At 61.2% G+C, this 20,983-nt stretch carries 14 protein-coding genes; 4 read left to right on the forward strand and 10 right to left on the reverse strand.

The genetic code is table 11. The features are described 5' to 3' along the window. Nucleotides 1–5: 5 nt before the first annotated feature. The 4 genes from HPQ62_RS15265 to HPQ62_RS15280 all read right to left on the reverse strand — a co-directional run bounded on the left by HPQ62_RS15265 (nt 6) and on the right by HPQ62_RS15280 (nt 3,852). On the reverse strand, nt 6–992 hold the full coding sequence (locus HPQ62_RS15265) for a hypothetical protein (protein WP_174803426.1): 987 nt from the start codon (nt 990–992) through the stop codon (nt 6–8). Nucleotides 993–1,065: 73 nt separating this feature from the next. Further along, nucleotides 1,066–2,079, reverse strand: a complete 1,014-nt coding sequence (locus tag HPQ62_RS15270; RefSeq protein WP_174803427.1) for a response regulator — start codon at nt 2,077–2,079, stop codon at nt 1,066–1,068. Further along, the gene (locus tag HPQ62_RS15275; RefSeq protein WP_174803428.1) at nt 2,048–3,208 is read right to left on the reverse strand and encodes a sensor histidine kinase; all 1,161 of its coding nucleotides are present in this window, start codon (nt 3,206–3,208) and stop codon (nt 2,048–2,050) included. Before HPQ62_RS15275 ends, HPQ62_RS15270 begins: the two co-directional genes overlap by 32 nt. A 170-nt stretch (nt 3,209–3,378) precedes the next feature. Then, nucleotides 3,379–3,852 carry a putative pterin-binding protein gene (locus tag HPQ62_RS15280; RefSeq protein ID WP_174803429.1) on the reverse strand — a complete coding sequence of 158 codons (474 nt, stop codon included), beginning with the start codon at nt 3,850–3,852 and terminating at the stop codon, nt 3,379–3,381. 293 nt (nt 3,853–4,145) lie between these two features. Here HPQ62_RS15280 and HPQ62_RS15285 point away from each other — a divergent pair, with 293 nt between their 5' ends. The 4 genes from HPQ62_RS15285 (at nt 4,146) to dhaL (ending at nt 9,505) form a co-directional block, all read left to right on the forward strand. Then, nucleotides 4,146–5,090, forward strand: coding sequence for a substrate-binding domain-containing protein (locus HPQ62_RS15285; protein ID WP_174803430.1), 945 nt, complete (start codon nt 4,146–4,148; stop codon nt 5,088–5,090). Nucleotides 5,091–5,212: 122 nt separating this feature from the next. After that, on the forward strand, nt 5,213–6,742 hold the full coding sequence (locus HPQ62_RS15290; RefSeq protein WP_174803431.1) for a sugar ABC transporter ATP-binding protein: 1,530 nt from the start codon (nt 5,213–5,215) through the stop codon (nt 6,740–6,742). After that, on the forward strand, nt 6,732–7,724 hold the full coding sequence (locus tag HPQ62_RS15295; RefSeq protein ID WP_174803432.1) for an ABC transporter permease: 993 nt from the start codon (nt 6,732–6,734) through the stop codon (nt 7,722–7,724). The genes HPQ62_RS15290 and HPQ62_RS15295 overlap by 11 nt, the downstream gene beginning before the upstream one ends. Nucleotides 7,725–7,744: 20 nt before the next feature. Then, entirely contained in the window at nt 7,745–9,505 is a 1,761-nt protein-coding gene (gene dhaL / locus HPQ62_RS15300) for a dihydroxyacetone kinase subunit DhaL (RefSeq protein WP_174803433.1), read from the forward strand. A 3-nt stretch (nt 9,506–9,508) separates the two neighbouring features. Here the strand turns inward: dhaL and HPQ62_RS15305 are convergent, their stop codons facing one another. The 6 genes from HPQ62_RS15305 to HPQ62_RS15330 all read right to left on the reverse strand — a co-directional run bounded on the left by HPQ62_RS15305 (nt 9,509) and on the right by HPQ62_RS15330 (nt 20,972). Beyond that, on the reverse strand, nt 9,509–10,471 hold the full coding sequence (locus tag HPQ62_RS15305) for a sugar-binding transcriptional regulator (RefSeq protein WP_194246362.1): 963 nt from the start codon (nt 10,469–10,471) through the stop codon (nt 9,509–9,511). Between the two features lie 304 nt (nt 10,472–10,775). After that, nucleotides 10,776–12,032 carry a serine hydrolase domain-containing protein gene (locus tag HPQ62_RS15310; protein WP_206678091.1) on the reverse strand — a complete coding sequence of 419 codons (1,257 nt, stop codon included), beginning with the start codon at nt 12,030–12,032 and terminating at the stop codon, nt 10,776–10,778. Nucleotides 12,033–12,097: 65 nt separating this feature from the next. Then, entirely contained in the window at nt 12,098–17,557 is a 5,460-nt protein-coding gene (locus tag HPQ62_RS15315; protein ID WP_174803435.1) for an autotransporter domain-containing protein, read from the reverse strand. 759 nt (nt 17,558–18,316) lie between these two features. After that, nucleotides 18,317–19,201: a glycosyltransferase gene (locus HPQ62_RS15320; protein WP_174803436.1), complete on the reverse strand. Its 885-nt coding sequence runs from the start codon at nt 19,199–19,201 to the stop codon at nt 18,317–18,319. Nucleotide 19,202: 1 nt separating this feature from the next. Further along, nucleotides 19,203–20,093, reverse strand: coding sequence for an alpha-1,2-fucosyltransferase (locus tag HPQ62_RS15325; RefSeq protein WP_174803437.1), 891 nt, complete (start codon nt 20,091–20,093; stop codon nt 19,203–19,205). Nucleotides 20,094–20,108: 15 nt separating this feature from the next. Then, nucleotides 20,109–20,972: a glycosyltransferase family 2 protein gene (locus HPQ62_RS15330; protein WP_206678092.1), complete on the reverse strand. Its 864-nt coding sequence runs from the start codon at nt 20,970–20,972 to the stop codon at nt 20,109–20,111. Nucleotides 20,973–20,983 lie beyond the last annotated feature (11 nt).

Consider the following 20,983-nt stretch of genomic DNA (forward strand, 5'->3'; position numbering starts at 1 on the left):
GATGTTCATCGGGCCGCTTGCCCGCGCGGTCTGGAGCCAAAGCCCGCGCCGACCCATGTCGTCGCGCGCTCACCCAACCTCCTGAATTTCCCCGATGCCTGATCAAGCTGGTGTTGCCATGCCGGATCGGGCTTCTGTCCGTCCGTGACCTTGAAGAAGGCCTGCAACAGGCAGGCAATGGCAAAGGGCTCGATCAGCGCGGCCTTGACCGCCCAGGCAAACAGCAGGGCGAACACGAAACCACCCGCCGACCAGGCTCCGGGAATGAGGTAGACCACGGCTGCAGCAGGCGCGAGCATGAGCAGGAACACGATGAACGAGAGCCCATAGACAAACAGCGCCACCCAGGACGCATTGATCATCATCGGCTTTGCATTCTGGCCATAAAGCACCAGCGCCTCTTGCGCCGAAGCCCAGGGATTGTCGGAGCGATGGCGGAAATTATGCGCCAGGATGACTTCATCGAGAAGCCCGACGGCAATCTTCAGATAGGCCCGCAAAAGTCCCGCCAGACCGTTCAGCCCTGGGATCGGAATAAGGGATACAATGCCTTCTACAAGCCCGGTCACGACGCTGATGACGCCCTTGACGAGCTGGTCCAGGCCAAACAGGACGGAAGACTGGCCGAAATGGTTCGCGACAATCCTGCGGGCATAGGCAATCTGCCCCTGTCCCGCCGGAATGTCGCGTCCATCCAGCAGCTCGACCATCACCGCGATATGTCCGGCCTTGACCATGTAGAGGAGATATTCGCGCAGCATGTAGATGACGCCAGCGGTTAACGCCAGGCCAATGCCGCCACCCCAGAGGGCGCCGGTCGCGCGCTGCTCCGCATCGCCGAAACTTGCGACAGAATAGCCAATCCCGGCACCCGTGCCGGTGACCGCCACAAAAAGTGCGGCAATGGCGAAATAGACAACAACCCGCATCAGCACGAAAGGTGCAGTGCGGCCCATCAGCGCCATGCTTCTAGCGAATGAAAAATCCCACATGCGCGCGCCACATCCCCTGGCATTTTCAAAGGCAAGACGGGATTAAAGCGTCGTTTGGGAATTGATGCCCCCTCTATCTGGAGGGGGAAAGCGCACAAAGTGAGAGAATGAACACAACAAGATCGCTTTGCCTGTTGGTCTGCGTCTTGGCGAACAGGTTCTTGAGGTGATACGAAACCGTCGTCGACGATACACCCATGACATCGGCTATTTCCTCGCTGCGCAGTCCCTTGGCGAGAAGCGCTGCGAGCTCGGCCTCCTTTGGGGTCAGGTTCAGGGCTGCTTGCAACAAGTCGGGCTCCGGTATCGACCGGGTTCCGGGGTCGGCAATCACAACGAGCGCTGCCCGTTGGACGCCTTCCACGGCCGCAATCCGGCCGATCAGCAAGATCATCTCGCGATCGCGCTCCGGCGCTGTCACGATGACCGATCTCACCATGCCTGTTTCATCCGCCATCACTTCGGCAAGCGCATCGATGAACAGCGCGTTGTTTTTTGACAGCGAGAGCGCCCGATCGAGCTGCAGCCCGGCGCCGATGCAGGCTAAGCTTCTGGCCTTGGGATTGGCGTATAGGACATGTGCCTCGCGATCGACAATGACCAGCGCCTGCGCCAGACATTCAAGGGCAGAATAGTGGCCGTTTTCGGCTGAACCCAGAGCCTCTCGCGTTTGTGCCAGACGATCGTTGACGGCGATTTCTACCCGGCTGACAAGCCGCAAATGCGCGGAAACGGTCGCCAGCAGCATTTCATAGTCGACCGGCTTGACCAGATAGTCATCCGCCCCGCCGAGCTTTCCCGCGATGATGTCCTGCCGATCGCTGAAAGCTGTCAGAAACAGGAACGGGACTGTCGAGAGGTCGGGCCTATCGTCCCGGATACGGTCAAGCAGTCCGCGCCCGTCGAGAACCGGCATGGCAATATCGCAGAGGATCAGATCAGGGCGACCTTCCGCCAGAAAGGCAAGAGCGTCATTCCCATCGCGAACCCCGACTGCTTCATAGCCGGCCTCGACAAGTTCCGCACAAATATCATTGCGCAGCGCAGGCTCGTCTTCACAAACCAGAATTCTCGCCTTGTTGTTCAACGCCACCCCCGTCACCAAGATATTCCGGCAGCCACAATGTGAAAGCCGCTCCTTCTCCCTTCCTGCTCTCCACAGAGATGCGACCATCCATCAGTTCTGCCAACCGATAGGCCGTCCACAACCCGATGCCTGTCCCGTCACCGGAAAGCCGGCCGGCGCCGCGCCGGAAACGTTCAAACAGCATTTCGACATCGGCCTCGGCAATGCCATCGCCGTGATCCCTGACAACGCAGCCGATTTCACCCAGGCCTGCTTTCAGCGAAATCTCAACAGGCGTATCGGAAGGCGAATATTGCGACGCATTGTCGACAAGGTTGATCAGGATATGCGCGACCAGCCGGCGATCGCAAAGAGCTACCATCGCGTCGCGCTCGCTTTCAAAGGTGATGATGCGCGGCTGCAGCCGCATCTGCAAGTCTTCCACCAGATCGCCAACGGCCTGCACCAGATCCGTGGCGGCCACATCGATCGCGCGCAGGCCATGATCGAGCTGCCCGATCAGGAGGGCGGCGTCCACCAGCCGGTCAAGCGAGGCAACCATATCGCGGATGGTTTTCTGCTTCTCGGCCAGCGCCTCCTGTTCCAGACTGCGGCCGCGCCGCAAAAGGCGTTGCGCGGCGCTGTCGATAACGGCAAGGGGTGTGCGAAACTGATGCGAGACAACAGCGGCGAAATCGCGCCAATAGGCCACTGTCGCACGTTCACGGTCAAGTTCCTGGCGCAGCCGCTGGTCCGCCACCACCCGCCAGGCAAGATAAAGAGCGGCAACCACACCGCCCACAAGCGAATACACAACCTGCGCGACCGCGCTGCGATAAAGCTCGAGCCGCTGCGAAAGCGCCTCCCACTCGACCACCATGGTGCGATTGGCAGCGCGGTTCAGCGTACGCTCAAGGCTATCCAGGACATTCGCAAGTGCCGTCGGATTTGCGGAGTCCGGACTGGTACGCGCAGGATCGAGCCGCGCAATCTCTGCGGTTTTCGATCGCACTTCTTCCAAAAGACTGCGTTCCTCCAGATAACGCAGCTGCGGCCCCTGTAACAGCAGATCGAGACGGCTTGAGAGAAGATCGAACTGCCGGAGAACCCTTTCCTGCGATACCGGCGTTTCCAGCAGCACCGCCTTCATCCGCAACGCTTCGATCTCGGTTTGCGTGAGCACCCAGAGCATGTTGGTCGCATTGTCGATCCGCATGGTCTTTTCAATGGCAACCAGTCGCGTGATGCCGAAGATCACCAGCCCGACAAACACCAGCAGCACCGCGAGCGGCAGGCCGGAATGCCAGAGCCAGCGCCTGGTCATGGCGCCTCGAGCCTCGTGAGCTGCCAGACCCAGCGATAATCGTACCGTATGTCCTGCAAAACCGCGTCATCATCACGCGGATAGACAATCCACACCGGCCCCTTGTCGCGCGGGGTCAGGTCGTGTCCATTCATCGAGAGCGCAGCAATCACATCGAACCGCTCGAAATCCGAAAGCGGTATGACAACTTCATAGTCATTGAGGGCCAAGGCGCGCACCTCGGCGGATTGAAAGCCCGCATCTGCCAGAAGGTCCCGCATCAGGGGGCCGGTGAATTGCTGCAGGCCGTCCGTAACACTGGTATGGGTGCGGATCCGCGATTGCGGCAAGGCCTCAAGTGCGGCGCGGTCGTAAAGCTTCTCACCGTCGGCGGTCACGATCGTCAGAACCGGTTCGTCCGCGAACGCTGCCATCTCGCCCGATGTCAGGAAGAACAAAAGCAGCAACGCTGAAACAGGCCGACCGATCATATCCCCTCCGGCTTTCTGGCAGCGCGCCACGCCGATGCACCTCTCGCCTGCAGTTTGCGTAGATTCCGGCCGTCAATCAAGCACGTTCGGCAAGCGCGTGCGGCATTGGCCGCATCGCGGAGGTCTCGGGCGAGCGGATGCTCTCGCGCTTTACACCGGGAAACATGGCAATCTGCACTATGCACTTGTATTTCTGAATTGACAGATGTATTCGGTACTAGGCTATGGGGGATCTAGGCCCCTGCCAGGAGGGCCGCTTAAACGAGCGGCGAACATGAACGGGAGGAAATCTCATGAAGAAACTTACCGCTTTGCTGGCCGGATTGGTCATTGCGATGCCGATGGCCGCTGCTGCTCAGGATGCAGCCGGTACTGCCAAAAAGGACAGCTATCGCTTTCTCGTCGTGCCGAAGGTCGTCCATCCGTGGTTCGACAAGGTCAATGACGGCGCGCAGATGGCTGCCGAAGCCCTGAAGGCCCAGACCGGCGCGAATATCGAAATCGTCTACTCCGCGCCCCAGACGGCGGACGTCGTCCAGCAGGTGCAGATCGTGGAGAGCGCGATCTCTACGCGCCCAGACGGCATCGCGATCGATTTGCTCGACCCGTCGGGCAATCGCGGGTCGCTTGAAGCCGCGCAGAGCCAGGACATTCCGCTGGTGATCTTCGACTCGATTCCGCCGGAAGGCATGGCGATCCCCTATATCGGCTCTGATTTCTGCGAGCAGGCCAAGATCGCCGCGCGGCGGCTGGTCGAAGTCCTCGATGGCGAAGGCGAAGTCGCGATCATGATGGGCGTACCGACCGCACCAAACCACGCCATCCGCGCAGAATGCCATCGTGAGGTGTTTGCCGAGCATGAAGGCATCACCGTCGTTGCCGAAGGCATCGACAATGACAGCATCGAGACGGCTCAGCAGCAGGCTGCCGCCATCATGCAGGCTCATCCGAACCTGAAGGGTTGGGTCGCTTCCGATGCCGCCGGTCCGATCGGCATCGGTCAGGCAATCATCGAAGCTGGCAAGCAGGGCCAGGTCACGCTCGTCGGCCTCGACAACCTGCCGGAGATGCTCGACATGATCCGTTCGGGCGTCGCCGACAGCTCGTCCGCGTCGCAGCCGGAACTCCAGGGCTACTGGTCGGTCATGCTGCTCTGGGCCCAGGCCACCGGCGCGCCGGTTCCGCAGTATCTCGACACCGGCAATGCATTCCTGACCAAGGACAACGTGGACGGCTAAGCCGTCTGCCGCGGCCGGCATTGCGCCGGCCGCGTTGTCAGGGCGGCACCTGCGGGTGCACGCCCCAGCGTCTTTCAATGCTTCTCAATTGACTGATCTGCAAGCTGCTCCAAGGAGGACACATGACCTACCTCAAGGCACGCGGCCTCAGCAGGGTTTTCCCCGGCGTGACCGCGCTTGACGATGTTGATCTCGACGTGGAACTGGGCCGAACCCACATTCTTGCCGGCGAAAACGGCGCCGGAAAATCCACGCTGGTGAAAATCCTCACCGGCTCCGACCGGGCGACGACCGGAACCATTGAGATCGACGGAAAGAACCCCGTCGACCACCCGGAACTCTTCCGGAAAATCGCCTATGTTCCGCAGGAACTGTCGCTTTTCGCCGATGTCAGCGTGGCGGAAAACCTGTTCATGCCGTTCGATCGCACAGGACACGGCCCGTTCGTGAACCGGCGCCGGATGGAAGCCGAGGCACAGACCTATCTCGACAGGTTCGGCATCGAGGCAAGGCCGTCCGACCTTGTCCGGCACATATCGGTGCCCGACCAGCAGCTTCTGCAGATTGCCCGTGCTTCGACGAACAAGGACATGAAGGTTCTGATCCTGGACGAGCCTACCTCGGCTCTGACCGCGCGCGAAGTGGCGCGCATCTTCAAGGTGATCCGCGGCTTTCTGGACAGGGACCACGCCATCGTCTTCATTTCCCACAAGATGGAAGAAGTCTTCGAGATCGGCGATGACTACACCGTGTTGCGCAACGGCCAGAAGGTGGATGCGGGCAAGGTGGCCGATATCGACGAAGCCGTCCTGATCCGGGCGATGTCGGGCCGCGAGGTGGCGATCGATGAACATTTCCGCCCGAACTGCGCCGTAACCGACACGATCATGACCGTAGAACACCTGTCGGGACACATGTTCAACGACATCAGCTTTCGCCTGAACCGGGGAGAGGTCCTGGGTTTTGCCGGACTGGTGGGGGCTGGACGATCGGAACTGATGCAGACCATTTTCGGCTTCCGCAAGGCATCCTCGGGCAAGGTCGAGGTGGAAGGCCGCACGTGGCGTCTCAATGACACGGCAGCCTCGGTGAGCGCCGGCATGCTGTATCTGTCCGAGGAACGCAAGCATCACGGAATTTTTCCGCTGCTATCGCTCAGGGAAAATATCGGAATTTCCGCATTGTCGCTGACCTCGGGCGCCGCCGGAATCGATTTCGGCAAGGAACGCACACTGGTGCGCAAGGTCATCGATGATTACGACATCAAGGCCGCGAGCCCTGGCCAGCGGATTTCCAATCTCTCCGGCGGCAACCAGCAAAAGGCGATCATCGGCCGTGCCATGGCGACAACGCCGCGCATCCTGATCTTCGACGAGCCGACAAAGGGCATCGACATCCGCACGAAAGCGGAAATCTACCGGATCATGAAAGAGCTCGCCGAGCAAGGCGTCGGCATCATCCTGATCTCATCGGAGATGACGGAACTCAGACGTTGCGCAAGCAGGATCGTCACCATGCATGGTGGGCGCATCACCGGCGATTTCGATGCCGCCACCACCGATACTGAAACATTGGTTGGCGCAATCTTTGCGACCGGAACCGGGTCTGACGCACAGGCCACCAACAAGGCAGAGGCATTTCATGTCCATTGACCCGACAACTCAAAAACGCACATCGTCCCCCCTCGCAATCCTGGTCCGCAATCCGCTTGCCGGCGTCTTCGTGGCACTCGTCGTGATCTTTGCCGTTTCGGCTTTGATCTCGCCCTATTTCCTGTCGGGCTACAACATGTCGGTGATTGCGCGGGGGCTCGCCTTCGTCGGGCTGGTGACGATCGCGCAGTCGTCGCTGATGATATTGGGCGAGCTTGACCTGTCGCTTGGAACCATAGGCGGTCTGTGTGGCGTGGTCTCCGGCATGCTGATGGTCCAGGCGGGGCTCCCCTGGGGCGTGGCGCTCGTTCTCGCGCTGGCGCTTGGCATGGCGCTAGGCTTCCTGAACGGCTTCCTGGTCACCGCCCTCGGCCTGCATTCGCTCGTCCTGACCATCGGTACGGCAGGCATCTATGGCGGCGCGATCCTGGTCCTGACCAAGGGCGTTGCCATCACCAACATTCCGCAGGGCATCCAGTTTCTTGGCCGGGGAGACGTCTTCGGGCTTCCGGTTCCGTTTCTGATCATGCTCGTCGTCCTCGTGGCTGCTCTGTTCCTCACCATGAAAACCGCCATGGGCCGGTACATGTACGCCATTGGCAACAATGCGGCAGCCGCCCGCATGCTGGGCATTCGCGTTGACCGCATCCGGATCCTGGTCTTTACCTTCGCCGGCATGCTGTCCGCTCTCGCGGGTCTGCTGATGGTCGCGCGGCTCGGAACCGCTCAGCCCTCCATTGGACAGGCCTGGGTCCTCGCACCCATCGCCGCAGCCGTTATCGGCGGGGTTGCCACGACCGGCGGCGTCGGATCGCCGCTGGGCGCGATCTTTGGCGCCTGCATAATCGCGATCATCGAGAACATCATCGTCCTGTTCGGCGTTTCGCCCTATTGGCAAGGGGTCGTATCCGGCGCCATCGTGGTCATCGCGATCTCCTTCGACGCGATCTCCCGCCGCTATCTTCGCCGCGACGGCGCATGATCTGATAAAGTGGAATTCAAATGACAAAGACCAAGAAACTCATCAACGCGCCCGAAGACATCATTCCTCAGCTGGTCTCGGGCATGGTGGCGGCGCATCCTGACATGCTGATGCGTGAAGGAAAGACCGGGCGCGCCATTGTCGCCGTGGACGGTCCGAGAGACGGAAAGGTAGGAATCGTCGTTGGCGGCGGTTCGGGCCATGAGCCAGCCTTTGCCGGTTATGTGGGGCGCGGCCTTGCCGATGCGGCCGCCGTTGGAAACATCTTTGCCTCACCCTCTCCGGAACAGATTCTCGACGCTGCCCGCGCGGTCGATGGCGGAGCCGGCGTTGTCTTTCTCTACGGCAACTACACCGGCGACGTCATGAACTTCACGATGGCGGCAGAGGAGCTGGAAGCAGAAGGCACGCAGGTGCGCCAGATACAGGTTGCAGATGACGTCGCCTCCGCGCCAAGGGAACTGCGTTCGGAGCGCCGCGGCATTGCCGGCGATTTCTTCGTCTTCAAGATCGCGGGCGCTGCGGCCGATTTGGGCGAGCCGCTTGCCCGCGTAGCGTCATTGGCGCAGAAGGCCAATGACGCTACGCTTTCGATGGGGGTTGCGCTGGGACCATGCTCCCTGCCCCAGACCGGAAAGCCGAATTTCGAGATCAGCGACGAAGACATGGAAATCGGCATGGGCCTTCACGGAGAGCCCGGCGTCCGGCGCGAGAAACTGGCCTCGGCCGACACGGTGACGGATGAACTGCTGGATTCGATCCTGAGCGAAATGGCTCCCGTGAAAGGCGACCGCGTCGCCGTGCTGGTCAACGGGCTCGGATCGACATCGTTGATAGAACTCTACATCATCTTCAATCGGCTCAAGTCCGTCCTGGACGAAAGAGGCATCGGCATCCATCATTCCTGGGTCGGGGAATATGCCACGTCTCTGGAAATGGCGGGCGCATCCATTACCCTCCTGAAGCTGGACGACGAACTGACGCGCCTTCTTGACCATCCCTGCAGAACGCCGGCTCTGACGGTCGGCACCACCGAAGGGGCGGTCGCAGGCAGCGCTCACTCGCTCAGGCGGGCAGCGAAAGCAAGCGACAGCGCCGTCAAGACAAAGGCCGCCGCCAAGCTGAAGAGCGATGGCGCCATTACCCCCGCGATCTTCCGCGCCATGATGCAGCGCGCCGGCGACGAGATCATCGCCGAGCGCGATTGGCTTTCCGAGCTCGACGGCGTCATCGGCGACGGCGATCACGGCATCACGATGGAAATCGGCTGGAAGGCCGTGCAGGGCGCGCTCGCCAATGCAGAGCAAGACGAGACCATCGAGGGCAGCTGCAAACGGATGGCGAAGGCCTTCCTCGATGCCGTCGGCGCCTCCTCCGGCCCCCTTTACGCGACGGCATTCCTGCGCGCGGGCGCAGCAGTCAGCGACCGGCTGAACCTTGATGCAGAGGCGCTGTCTGCATGGCTTGCAGCCGCACTCCAGGGCGTGCGCGACCGGGGACGCGCCGAACCGGGCGACAAGACAATGATCGACGCCTGGGTGCCGGCGGTGGAGCGCGCCGAGCGCGCCGCCGCGTCCGGATCGGAAGTCGACGTCATGAATGCGGCAAGGGACGGAGCCGAAGAAGGCATGAATGCAACGGCCAACCTGGAATCGCGCCGCGGCCGGTCCGCCAAACTCGGCGCGCGCTCCAAGGGCCATATCGACCCCGGTGCGGCATCGACATGGATCACGCTGCGCGCCATGGCCGCCACTCTCGCGGAAGCCTCCACCGCCGCCTGAAATCTACCGTGGCCCGGCCATCAGCGCGCGGGCCACGGATTCATTTGTCGCAAGCCGGTTGACGTAGCCGCCGCGCAGGATGGCGCGGATGATCTGCACCTTCTCGATTCCGCCCGAAACCAGCATCGACATCGGCTTGAGCTTCATCTTCTCGGGGCTGAGCGCCATGATCGAGTCGTTCAGGAAATGATCGACCGGTTGCCCCTGTGCATTGAGGAAACAGCCCAGAAATTCGCCGACGGCGCCTCTTTTCAGAATCTCGTCGAGATTGTCCTTCACGACCCTGATCTGCGTCAGCGTCGTGTCCTCGGCCAGCCAACCGCAGGAGGCGATCCCGAGATCGGCAATCTCGGTGCGCGCCAGCACATCCGTCAGCTCGTCGATCAGAAGCAGCGCCTCGCGGCTCTCCGGTGAGGCGCAGTAGAGCGGCGCCGTCAGGTAGTGGCACTCGATACCCAGCTTGCGCGCAAAACTCGTCGCCACCTCGAAAGTGTTGGTCCCGGACGAGCGCGTAGCGCCGCCGGTCAGACCGACCACCCAGCTGTCTGCATGGGGGCGCGCGTTGAGACGGCGCACGGCGAAGCTGAGCGTACGGCCCGTTGCAATACCGATACCGAGATCACGCCGCTCGATCAGGCTGCCGGCCATGGCCCCGGCGGCCTCGCCGATCACGCGTTTCTGTTCGAGAAAATCCTGTACGTCGGGCACCACGACGGCTTCGGCGAGGCCGTATCGTTCGGCAACGGCCTCGGCCAGAGCGATGCAGTCGATGAGCGGCAGCTTGACGTCGATCTGGACTTCGCCATCCTCACGCACCTGGCCGATGATCTTGTTCACCCGCAGCCTGGTCATGTCCATCCGGGCCGCGATCTCCTGCTGGGTGAGACCGCCCACGAAATAGAACCACGCCACACGCGCGCGCTCCAGCTGCTCGGGAAGGCTGTCGTTTTGGTCGTCCACGGCCATTTCATCCATCATCCTGATCGGCCCTCCGGTCAATGAACCAGCCTGCGCCGAGACCTGGCCCATATAGGCGGACCCGTGCCGAAAGAACAACAGAAGATCCTAGGATGCAAGTTGGAGGTTCGGCGTACACCCCAGAATGAGGGTCGGGCGTGCGAGCGCGATGCCAGTGCTGATGAAAAGCACCGTAAAGGCGAGCGTCGGGATATTGGATGCAAAGCCCGCAGCACTGTAACCGATCGCCGGAACGCCAAAGACCAATCGGATCACGTTCGCTGAAGTGCCCGCTGATGGGTTTGCAAGCGCCTTACGGGGCTGCCGTGCCGCCAAGAAGAGGCGCTACGGCATTGAAAATGCGCATGGCGGGCGAGGAGCACACAATACCCTGCGGGCTCGAGAGCAAAGCGGCAGCATCACCGCAATCATCTGAAGGAATGTCGCTGTTGGTCTGTATGGCCACGGTCGTATCGGTTGTGGAATTGTAATAGACAATCGTCGTGTATCCCGGCATCTCTCCCGTATGACCGACCCAGCCGTCGGTGCAATGTAGCGCCAGACCATAACCTTCGGGACCCTGGAAAGAACGCAGCCGCTGTTCCTGCGACCTTACGTCAAGAAGGCCGTGGCCGGTTGCCAGAGCCCTGCCATAGGCGAGCAGGTCATCGACATCGGAAATGATCTCGCCAGCGGTCCAGAGCGATGCCGGGTTCCAGTTGGTGGCGTCCAGCGGGGCTTCGGGGGTCGCATCATGACCTTGCAGCGAGATACCGCGGGCGTAAGGTGCGGGGATTGCGGTCTGCCTGCCTGGCCAGCTCGTATTTTCCAGACCGAGCGGTTCGAAGATCATTGTTCTCAAGGCCGTCTCGACCGGTCGACCGGTGACCTTCTCGATCACCATCCCAAGCAGGATCGTGTTGGTGTTGGAATAGTCATATTCAGAACCGGGCTCGAACAGCGGAGAGTTCTCGACAGCGTAGGCTACCAGGTCCTCCGGTGAGAAAAACATGTTCGGGTCTTCAAGGTACAAGTTCACAAACCGCTCCGAGGCGGTGTAGCTGGCAATACCGCTCGTCATGTTTGCCAGCTGTCGCAGCGTGATTTTATCGCCGTTCGGAATGCCCGCGACATAGGCGCCGATCGTGTCGTCCAGCGAAAGAAGGCCGTCTTCAGCCAGTCGCAGAAGAACGGTTCCCGTGAAGGTCTTTGTGACCGAACCGATGCGTGTATGCATGCCTGGCGACATCTGCGCGCCTGTACCGGGATCAGCGATGCCAACACCCTCTACCCATGAACCCTCGGGCGTGCGCACGCCGACAATCGCGCCGGGCGCTGCAGTCTGGTGCAGCGCCTTTGTCACAGCGGCGTCGAGCCTTGACGCAAGCGCTTCAGAAAGACGCTTCGAGCTTGCCGCCTGTGCAGCCGGCATCGACAGGACGCGGTCGACATCCTGAACGCACGCTTCGGCCGCGACGGCGGTTTCGATACCACCTGAGGTCAGCACAAGCAGCGCCAGGAGCGGCAGGCTTCTTCGTTTCAGAAGATCGCACGAGACGGATGCTGTCATTTCAAGAACCCCTTTGATGATGTTGCGCGCGATTGTGCATGACCGGCCCATGCTGCTTTGACGATCTAGAAGCGAAGGTCGAAGCGCATGCTGAAATTATGATCTTGCACCCCTTCGGCAAGCTGCCCTTCATAGCCAAGGGACAGGCTGGCTTCGTTTGAAAGGTCGAAGGACAGGCCGACCCCGAGCAGGGCTGCGTCACGGGCTGTTGGAACACCGGAGATCCCGAAATCGCTGCCGCCATTGAAAGCCATCATCGAGGTCCCGTTGAGATCGCCATAGGCATGCTGCCAACCGGCGTGTCCGGAAAGGCGCGCCGCCGTTTCGCCGAGCATTATGTCACGGCTGGCGCGCAGGCCAAGCGTCGTGGTCCACAGATCCTGCATCTGCGACGCCGCGTGGAGCGCCGCCATGCCGCCGGTCTCGGAAAACCCGTCTGTCTTCAGGTTGACATAGGATGCCGCCGCGAACGGCTGCAGGTATCCGGCCTCGTCTCCGAACCGCCAGCCCGTTTCGGCAAAGGCCTGCAGCGTCCGCGCATCATAGTCGGCGTCCAGTTGTTCGCTCAGCCCGACAAAGGACACGCTCCGCTTGGTGGAGATTGCGTGATGGCCGTAGGAGCCGCCGAAGCTGAAGCTGAACGGACCTGTCTGCGTGCTGCCATACCCGCCGACATAGTAGCTGTCGGTATCCGCGGAGGCCGTGAACCCCTTCTCTTCAATCGAGGCATTCATGTAGCCTGCGGCAAGGCCGAACAGCCAGTCCTGGTCGACACGGACATCGCCGCCGAACAGGGCTCCGCCGCCGGAGGTGTCCACGGTATGGGCATTGCCATCGCCCTGATAGCGCCCGCGCCCGCCCAGAGCATCGAACCAGACCGACACCCCTTCAGCTGCCAGGGTTTCGCCGGTTTGCGCAGCGCCCTCAGCACCGTCCGTGGCAAAGGCGGCATCGATGCGCGAGAGAATTGCCCTTTCGACCTGCTTCGGCTGATCGCGCAAAACGGTATTGGCAGAGGCATGGATTTCGCCGGACAGCGCATCGAATATTTCAGGGGCCTCATTTTCATAAAGCCCGAGGATCGCCCGATAGAGCGCCGTATCTGGTGACAGGCTTTCCAGACCTTCCGCCGTTGCCTTCTGGTTTGGCGTTATTGCACCATCGACGAAATCGGCATCGTTTCTCTGAAGCGTCAGATAGACGTTTGTGGCGTCATAGCCGAGATAGGAGTCGAGAAAGGCGAAATTGTCGCTCACGCTGCCAAAGCCACCCGTGACACCGCCTTCAGCAGTCACCACGGTATAAACATTGACCGGATCATAGCCGGCGCCGGTATCGCCGGACCGATCCGCCAGGACGACGAGATTTGCGCCCTTGTCTATCGATGCCGCGCCCGCGACCGTGATCAGGTCGTTGTTGATGCCTGCGTCCGTGCCAGCGTCATTGACCTCGACCTGGTAGACTGCGCCGGCGCCAAGACCAAGATCGCCGGCGACATGCATTGTCCCGATGGAATTGCCCGGCGCAACCATGCCGGAAACCACCGTATCCCCGACCGTCCCGGAGCCGGCAAGCATGGCAGCGGCGGACACATTGACCGCGCCGGTAATGCCATTGACCACCAGCTTGCCGCCGAAAACATCCGTGCCGCCGGTATAGCTGCTTTTGCCCGTCAGTATGGTCGTGCCGGAATAGACTTCGACGCCACCCGCGCCGGTAATATCAGGCGCAAAAGTGTAATCCGGGTTGGTATGGTTGAAGACGATCTTGCCGCTCCCCGTGCCGAAGTCGATCAGCGATGTATCGACAACGCCTGCAGCGACCGCAGTCTCGCCCGCTGCTGCACCGATATTCAGAACGCCCTGTGTCCCGATGGCAAAGGCGTTCGCGGCTCGAACCGTGCCGCCATCGGCAACCGTCAGCGTTCCGGCGCCCATGCCGCCGACATTCATCGTACCGGTGGTCCAGAGCGAGCCGGTTCCGCTGACCGTGGCGCTGCCTCTCGCCCATCCGGCCTGGCCCAGCGTGGCTGTTGCGCTGTCAACGGCGCCGCCCTCTTCGATTGCCAGCGTGCTGCCGGCAAGCGCCCCGATGATGAGCGACCCGCCAGCCCCGGTGGAAAGCCGCGATCCGCTTCCGGCAACGGTGACCTGGCCGGTTGCGAATGACGGCGCCGTGGTGCCGACGGCAATATTGCCCGACGCGTTGACGCCGCCGCCATCACTGATCGCCAGCGCGCCGGAACCATTACGCCCGACATTGAGGTCGCCGTTCAGCAACCACGCAGCGGCCGGGCCGGTTACGTCGACCTGACCGATATCGCCGGCGCCCGCACCGATGACCCCTGCCTCGCTCGCAAACATGTTGTTGATCTCGAGCGTGCCCGAGACAACGCGCACATTGCCGCTATAGGCACTGGTCGGACCCGTCAACCGGAGACGGCCGGTTCCCGAAAGCGTCAGCATGCCGGAGCCGGTAAACTTGCCCGCGAAAAGCGTATCGACGTCCTGGCTGACCGTCAGCCTACCCGTTCCCAGACCAACCGTGCCGCCGGTTCCCGAAAGCGCGGACATGGTGAGATCATGGCCATCAAGGTCCAGCATGCCGCCATTGACCGTGTAGGCGGTATCTTGCGCGAACGCGCTGGCTGCGCCAGCCCGCAGGATGCCGCCTTCAACCGTGGTGCCACCGCTATAGCTGTTATTGCCGGCGAGAATGGTCATGCCTGAATAGACCTCGACGCTGCCAGCACCGGCGATGGCGGGGGCAAAGGCGTAATCGGTATCGGTATGATTGAAGACGATCTTGCCGCTGCGCGTGCCGAAGTCGATCAGCCCGGTGTCGACAACGCCCGCTGCGACAGCCGTCTCGCCTGCCGCAGCACCGATGTTCAGCCTTCCCTGTGTCCCGATTGAAAACGCGTCCGTGGCGCGAACCGTGCCGCCCTCGGCAACCGTCATCACCCCGGTGGCGCCCGCGCTTCCGACCTTCATCGAACCAGTGGTCCAGAGCGAGCCGGTCCCACTGACCGTCGCCGTGCCTCTCGTCCACGCGGACTGTCCGAGCGTCGCCGTTCCACTGGTCACAGCGCCGCCATTGTCGACCGCAAGCGTGCTGCCCGTAATCGACCCGATGACCAGTGATCCGCCAGTCCCGGTGGAAAGCCGCGATCCTGTTCCGGTAACCGTGATGCTGCCGCTGGGCAATGCAAACGATGCACTGCCGACAGCTATCTTGCCGGACGCGTTGACGCCGCCACCGTCGCTGATCACAACCGTGCCGGAACCCGTGCGTCCGACATAGAGATCACCGTTCAGCTTCCACAGGGCCGAAGGACCGGTCACGTCGACGCGGCCAGCTTCATCAGCGACGGTTCCAATATATCCGGACCCGCTTGCAAACGCATTGTTGATCTCGAGCGTGCCTGAGGCAACCCGAATATCGCCACTATAGGCGCTGGTCGCCCCCGTCAGCCGGAGGCGTCCGGGGCCGAAGAACGCCAGCGTGCCGGAGCCTGTGAAGCTGCCGCCATACTCGGTATCGGCATCCTGGCTGAGCGACAGCCTGGCTGTTCCGAGGCCGACCGTACCGCCGGTTCCCGAAAGCCTGGACATCATCAGATCATTGCCGTTGAGATCGAGCACGCCGCCATTGACCGTATAGGTCCCGCCCTGCGCGAAGGCGAGCAGCGAGCCGGCCCGCAGAATGCCGCCCTCGACCCTGGTTTCGCCAGTATAGATGTTGTTGCCGAACAGCGTGGTCGTGCCGGAATAGGCTTCGATGCTGCCCGCGCCCTTTATATCCGGGAAGAACGTGTAATCCGTGTCGGTGTGGTTGAAGACGATCTTGCCGCTGCCCGTGCCGAAATCGATCAGCAATGTGTCGACATTGCCTGCCGCGACAGCCGTATCGCCGGCTGCAGCACCGATGTTCAACGTTCCGTTTGACCCGATCGAAAACGTGTCGGTGGCGCGAACCTTGCCGCCATCGGCAACCGTCAGCACACCGGTGGCGCCCGCGCTGCCAATTTTCATCGAACCCGTGGTCCAGAGCGAGCCGGTCCCGCTGACCGTCGCGGTGCCTCTCGTCCATGCGGACTGTCCGAGCGTCGCCGTTCCACTGGTAACAGCACCGCCATCTTCGACCGCAAGCGTGCTGCCCGCAATCGACCCGATGGTCAGTGCCCCGCCAGTCCCGGTGGAAAGACGCGATCCTTCTCCGGTAACCGTGATGCTGCCCTTGGGCAGGGAAAGCGATGCACTGCCGACAGCGATCTTTCCGGACGCTTCGACGCCGCCGCCGCCGCTGATCACGAGCGCGCCGGAACCAGTGCGCCCGACATCAAGATCACCGTTCAGCGTCCACAACGCCGCCGGACCGGTGACGTCGACACGGCCATCCTCACCGGCGACGGTTCCAATGAAGCCTGACCCGCTTGAAAATGCATTGTTGATCTCGAGCGTGCCGGAGGCAACCCGCACATCGCCGCTATAGGCGCTGGTCGTTCCCGTCAGTTCGAGGCGTCCCGGCCCATCGAGCGCCAGCGTGCCGGAGCCACTGAAGCTGCCAGCAAACGTCGTGTCGGCATCCTGGCTGACCGTCAGCGTGGCCGTTCCAAGCCCCACCGTTCCGCCGGTCCCTGAAAGCTTCGACATGGTGAGATCATGGCCATTGAGATCGAGCATGCCGCCATTGACCGTGTAGGCCGTATTGTCCGCAAACCCAAAGGGTGCGCCCGCCCGCAGGGTGCCGCCTTCGATCCGTGTGCCGCCGGTATAGGTGTTGGTGCCTGTCAGGATGGTCGTGCCGGAATAGACGTCGACGCCACCCGCGCCGCTGATATCGGGCGCAAAGGAATAGGCGCTTTCTGTATGATTGAAGACGATGCTGCCATCGCCCGCGCCGAAGACGATCGCACCGGTCTGAAGCGTGCCGGCGGCCGCGGCTGTCTCGCCCGCCGCAGCACCGATAATGAGCGTGCCGGTGGAGCCGCTTTCCCTGGCGATGTCAACACGATCATCCGCAACGACGTTTGCGCTATCAGCCAATGTCAAAACGCCGTCCCCGCGGTCGCCGACCGCCAGCACGCCGCCGGTGCTTGTCCACGTCGTACCGACTCCCGAAACAATGGCCTTGCCCGAGCTGCCAGCCGCTGCGCCGATGACGCCGCTGACGGCCTCTACCGTTCCGCCGCCTGACAGGTTCAGAATCCCGGTGCCTTCGCCACCCACGGTCAATGCACCAGTGAGCGCCAGTTTGGAGCCGGAACCGGACAGATTGATGGTCCCCTGCGCAATATCGTTTGCGCCGAGAACCATGTCCTTTCCGCTCATCGCACCACTGTCCGTGATGGTCAGCACGCCTTCGGCGTTCCAGCCGACGCGCGAAATAACGAAGTCATACCAACGCGATCCTGCGCCGGTGATCGTTGCCGTGCCGCGCTCATTGGTGCCGATATTGGCGATGGGAGCGGTTACGGTCCCGCCTCTGGAAATCGTCAGCGAAGCGGGGTTCTTCACCCCCACAGAAACAAAATCAGGTTCTGAAATAGCTTTCCCGTATGGACCGCCGTCGATGCCGTCGACGGTAACATCTTTATCGATCCAAAGCCCGGCAAGCGCCGGTCCCGAAAGGGCAGTAAACGCGGTCGAGGCCAACAATGCCAATCTGGGAGCAGATTGGAGCGCACGTTTGGTCACGCCTTTTGGGCGCTTTCGGGAACCCACGGATGAATGAACTGGTCTTCTGGTCGGTTGGCCTTGCCGCATGGTTGCTCCCCTGAAATCATCTTCTGGAACCATGCTATCGAAGCGGCTTCGGCAATCGGGAAACCGTGCCGACTTGCTTACGAAGTAAAGCTCCGCCGGCGCTTATTGGTCAGCAACCCAATGATTGGAATCCCCTGATCAGGGGTTTTGAAGCGTACAGAGTTTGTCGGAGACCGTCTGGCCTAAGTTATGCGGCCATAGCTGGCGCGCCCAGCATGGCGTAGTATTGTTCTTCCGCCTCCGCTTCGATCATGTCTCAGGACGTGGTGTAGCCTGGACGACCACGAACAGCCCAACATGGGTATTGGCGGCACAACACCCGCTCGGAAACTGAAAATAGCCGGGTGAATTCTACCGCTGAACCCCGTTAAAAGGGGGAGGATTACCCAAGGCGTTTCGCAGGATACAAAGCCTGCTGCGACACGAACGCGGCCTGCAGTGAGAGCGAATGGCTTTTATAGCTCTGCCGCCGATCCGCGCGAGAAGCCTTTGGTTCAAGCTTTGCGAGGCTGCGCCCTACGTCACCGGCCGTTTTACGCGAGATAAATCAGAGCGTAAGACTCTTCTGTACACTACTGATCGAAAGGAGGCAGGCATCAGGAAGATGGACGCCCGAACAAAACCATCAATTATCGCAATATAATTAGGCTTTACGTTACATTTCGCAAGATGCTTCTGAAGTTTGACCTCGGCAATCGCATATTTCAAACCGCCACGACGCTTGTACATCTCCCTACCGGTCATTGCGTCTACCGTAATGTCTGACAAATTCTCGCAGCGCGCGCCAGCCTGTATCATGCTGGCCCAAAGCCCATAGTCTTCCTTCAAGAAAATATCAGGATATCCGCCAACTTTCTGCGCAAAGGCAGCACGGTACCAAACCGTCATGTGATTGAAAGGACTTCGCCGGGTGGCATAACTGATAATTGCATCGTGACCGGAAACGGTGCGACGCACGGCCAGTTGCGTACCATCCTGGTCAATTTCTCGAATGGCACTGCCGATGATATCCAGCTCCTCTCCGGCAGCCAGCAATGCAGCAGCCTGCTTTGCAAAGCGATCTTCATGGTTGCGGTCATCCGAATCCGCCCGCGCCACCCATTCGGTTTCGACGTGTTTAAGCCCCTCGTTTAACGCATTTGCCAGACCGAGGTTTGCCGGCAGCCGCACAACGCCAAGTGTAGGCTCCCGAGACCCGAAATCGGATAAAACGTCATCGAGCTGAGGGGTCAGCGGTCCGTCAGCAACCACCAGAACAGCGTTGGGCGCCAGGCTGTTCAGAAAAACACTCTCCAATGCGTTTCGAAAAAGCTCCGGTGAATCCTTGTGGTATACCGCCATGAGAACCGTGAATCCTCCGGCGGGCCTGATCTCTTGACCGCGCTCGATGTTGTTGTCCATCCTACGTCCTCATCCACGTATCCGGCACGATCGCCGAGCCATCCAGGCGCGGGTCTGCGAACCATTGTTTGGGCGCGATTATGATTTTCTCCGGCCGCGCGTTGAGCCAGGCGGCCCACCAGCTGAATGAGCTGTTCGAAATCACCAGGGCGTCGCAGCGGGCCATAAGCTGCATGTCTCGAAAGCTATTCTCGCCGGTATTGTGTGAGACGCATTCACAATTGCCAACCTGCTCCACGAGGTTCGCCTTCACCCATGCAGGATCATCAGAAAACGCAAAGACGCGCGCGCCGGGCATGGTGGCGCGCAACTGCCTGACCGTGTCGATAAAGAAGGCGCCGGGCAGCGCGCCATGCGCCGCCGAAGCCGCCGGGTTTGAAACATAGTCTCCCCGTCGAATATGGATGCCGATCGCGGGTCCGTCAGCGATCCGGGATATAACGGCCTGGTTGGAAGGATCGAGCTTTCCCTGGAACGTGAAAGATTGAGCGATCTGGCTCGCTCGCTCCTCGAAATATCTGGCGCTTTGCCAATAGCCGTGCAGATAGGCCCCTGCAGCAGCTCGTGCCTTCAGATCCGGGATAAAGGCAAATCGCTGCTCTGCGATAAACCGCTTCCCGCGAAACAACCGCGCCTCCGGTCGCGCGAGCGCGCGCCGCACCGTCGGCGCAGCACGCCAGCGCCCGAGAATGCCCTCGAGATCGCGCGTGCCGGCAACCGGCAGATCAATCCCGAACGCCCGTTCGAGTTCCAGGGACCGCGCCGTCGCAAACGCGCCGATGGTGTCAACGGCGTAGCGCACCTCGTGTCCGGTCTGTGCCGCAATCGCCTGTCCGCAGGCGTATTGGAACATCTGGTTGCCGAGCCCGCCCATTATGTTGACCACGATCATCCGCGCACTCCTTGCTCACGAGACATTCATTCGGGACATAAGGCGCATGCCGGTTCTCAGAACGCCCCAGGCCAGTGTTTCCATCCAGCGGATCGGCGCCCCCATAGGCGCGCCCAACCAGAGACGTGCTTTCGGATAGCGGCCTGCCAGCATCCTTCGTTCCGCCGCGTCGATCTGACCAAGGCGGCCCGACAGGCTTGCGGTAATGCTGCCCTCGCTACGTTGCACGGAGCCGATTCGGATATCGGGCTCGAACATCCAGTCAATGTTCTGCTGGAAAAGCTGCACGTAGAAGTCGACATCGATCAACCAGCGCAGGGTCGGATCGAAACGGGGCAAAACGCTGCGCCGGATCACCATGGTACCGGTGGGACCGATGACGTTGCGCCGGAACAGATAGGTCGGCGTCCGCCCGGGCACAAAACGCCGCATCCAACGCGGTGTATGACGGCGGATCGGCCGCAGCTCTTCGTCGACAAGCATGAGATCAAGCATATAAGCATCCGATGCATCTGGCCGGGACAGGCGCTCGCGCAGGAGATCGAGAAAATCGCGGTCCAACGGCACCTCGTCATGATGCATCAGGAGCACATACTCCCCCGATGACGCCTCAAGCAACGCGTTCCAGTTTGCCCCCGCGCCAAGCGATGCGCCGGAATGCGTCGGGTTGTGACGATAGCTGAGGCGCGGCATCTTCTTGGCGAATCGCGCAATGATGGCTTGCAGGTCCGGCTCGGGCGAGTCGTCAAATACAAGAACCTCGACATCATCCGGCAAGGGCGCAAGGACTGACAATATGCGCTCCAACCCCGCCGCGTATCTGTACGTCGGTATCAGAATGCTGAGGCGTGCTCGCCTAACATTAAAGGGCTCATTCATTGTGAAAATAC

The organism is Martelella limonii, from assembly GCF_013344475.1.
GTDB lineage: Bacteria > Pseudomonadota > Alphaproteobacteria > Rhizobiales > Rhizobiaceae > Martelella > Martelella limonii.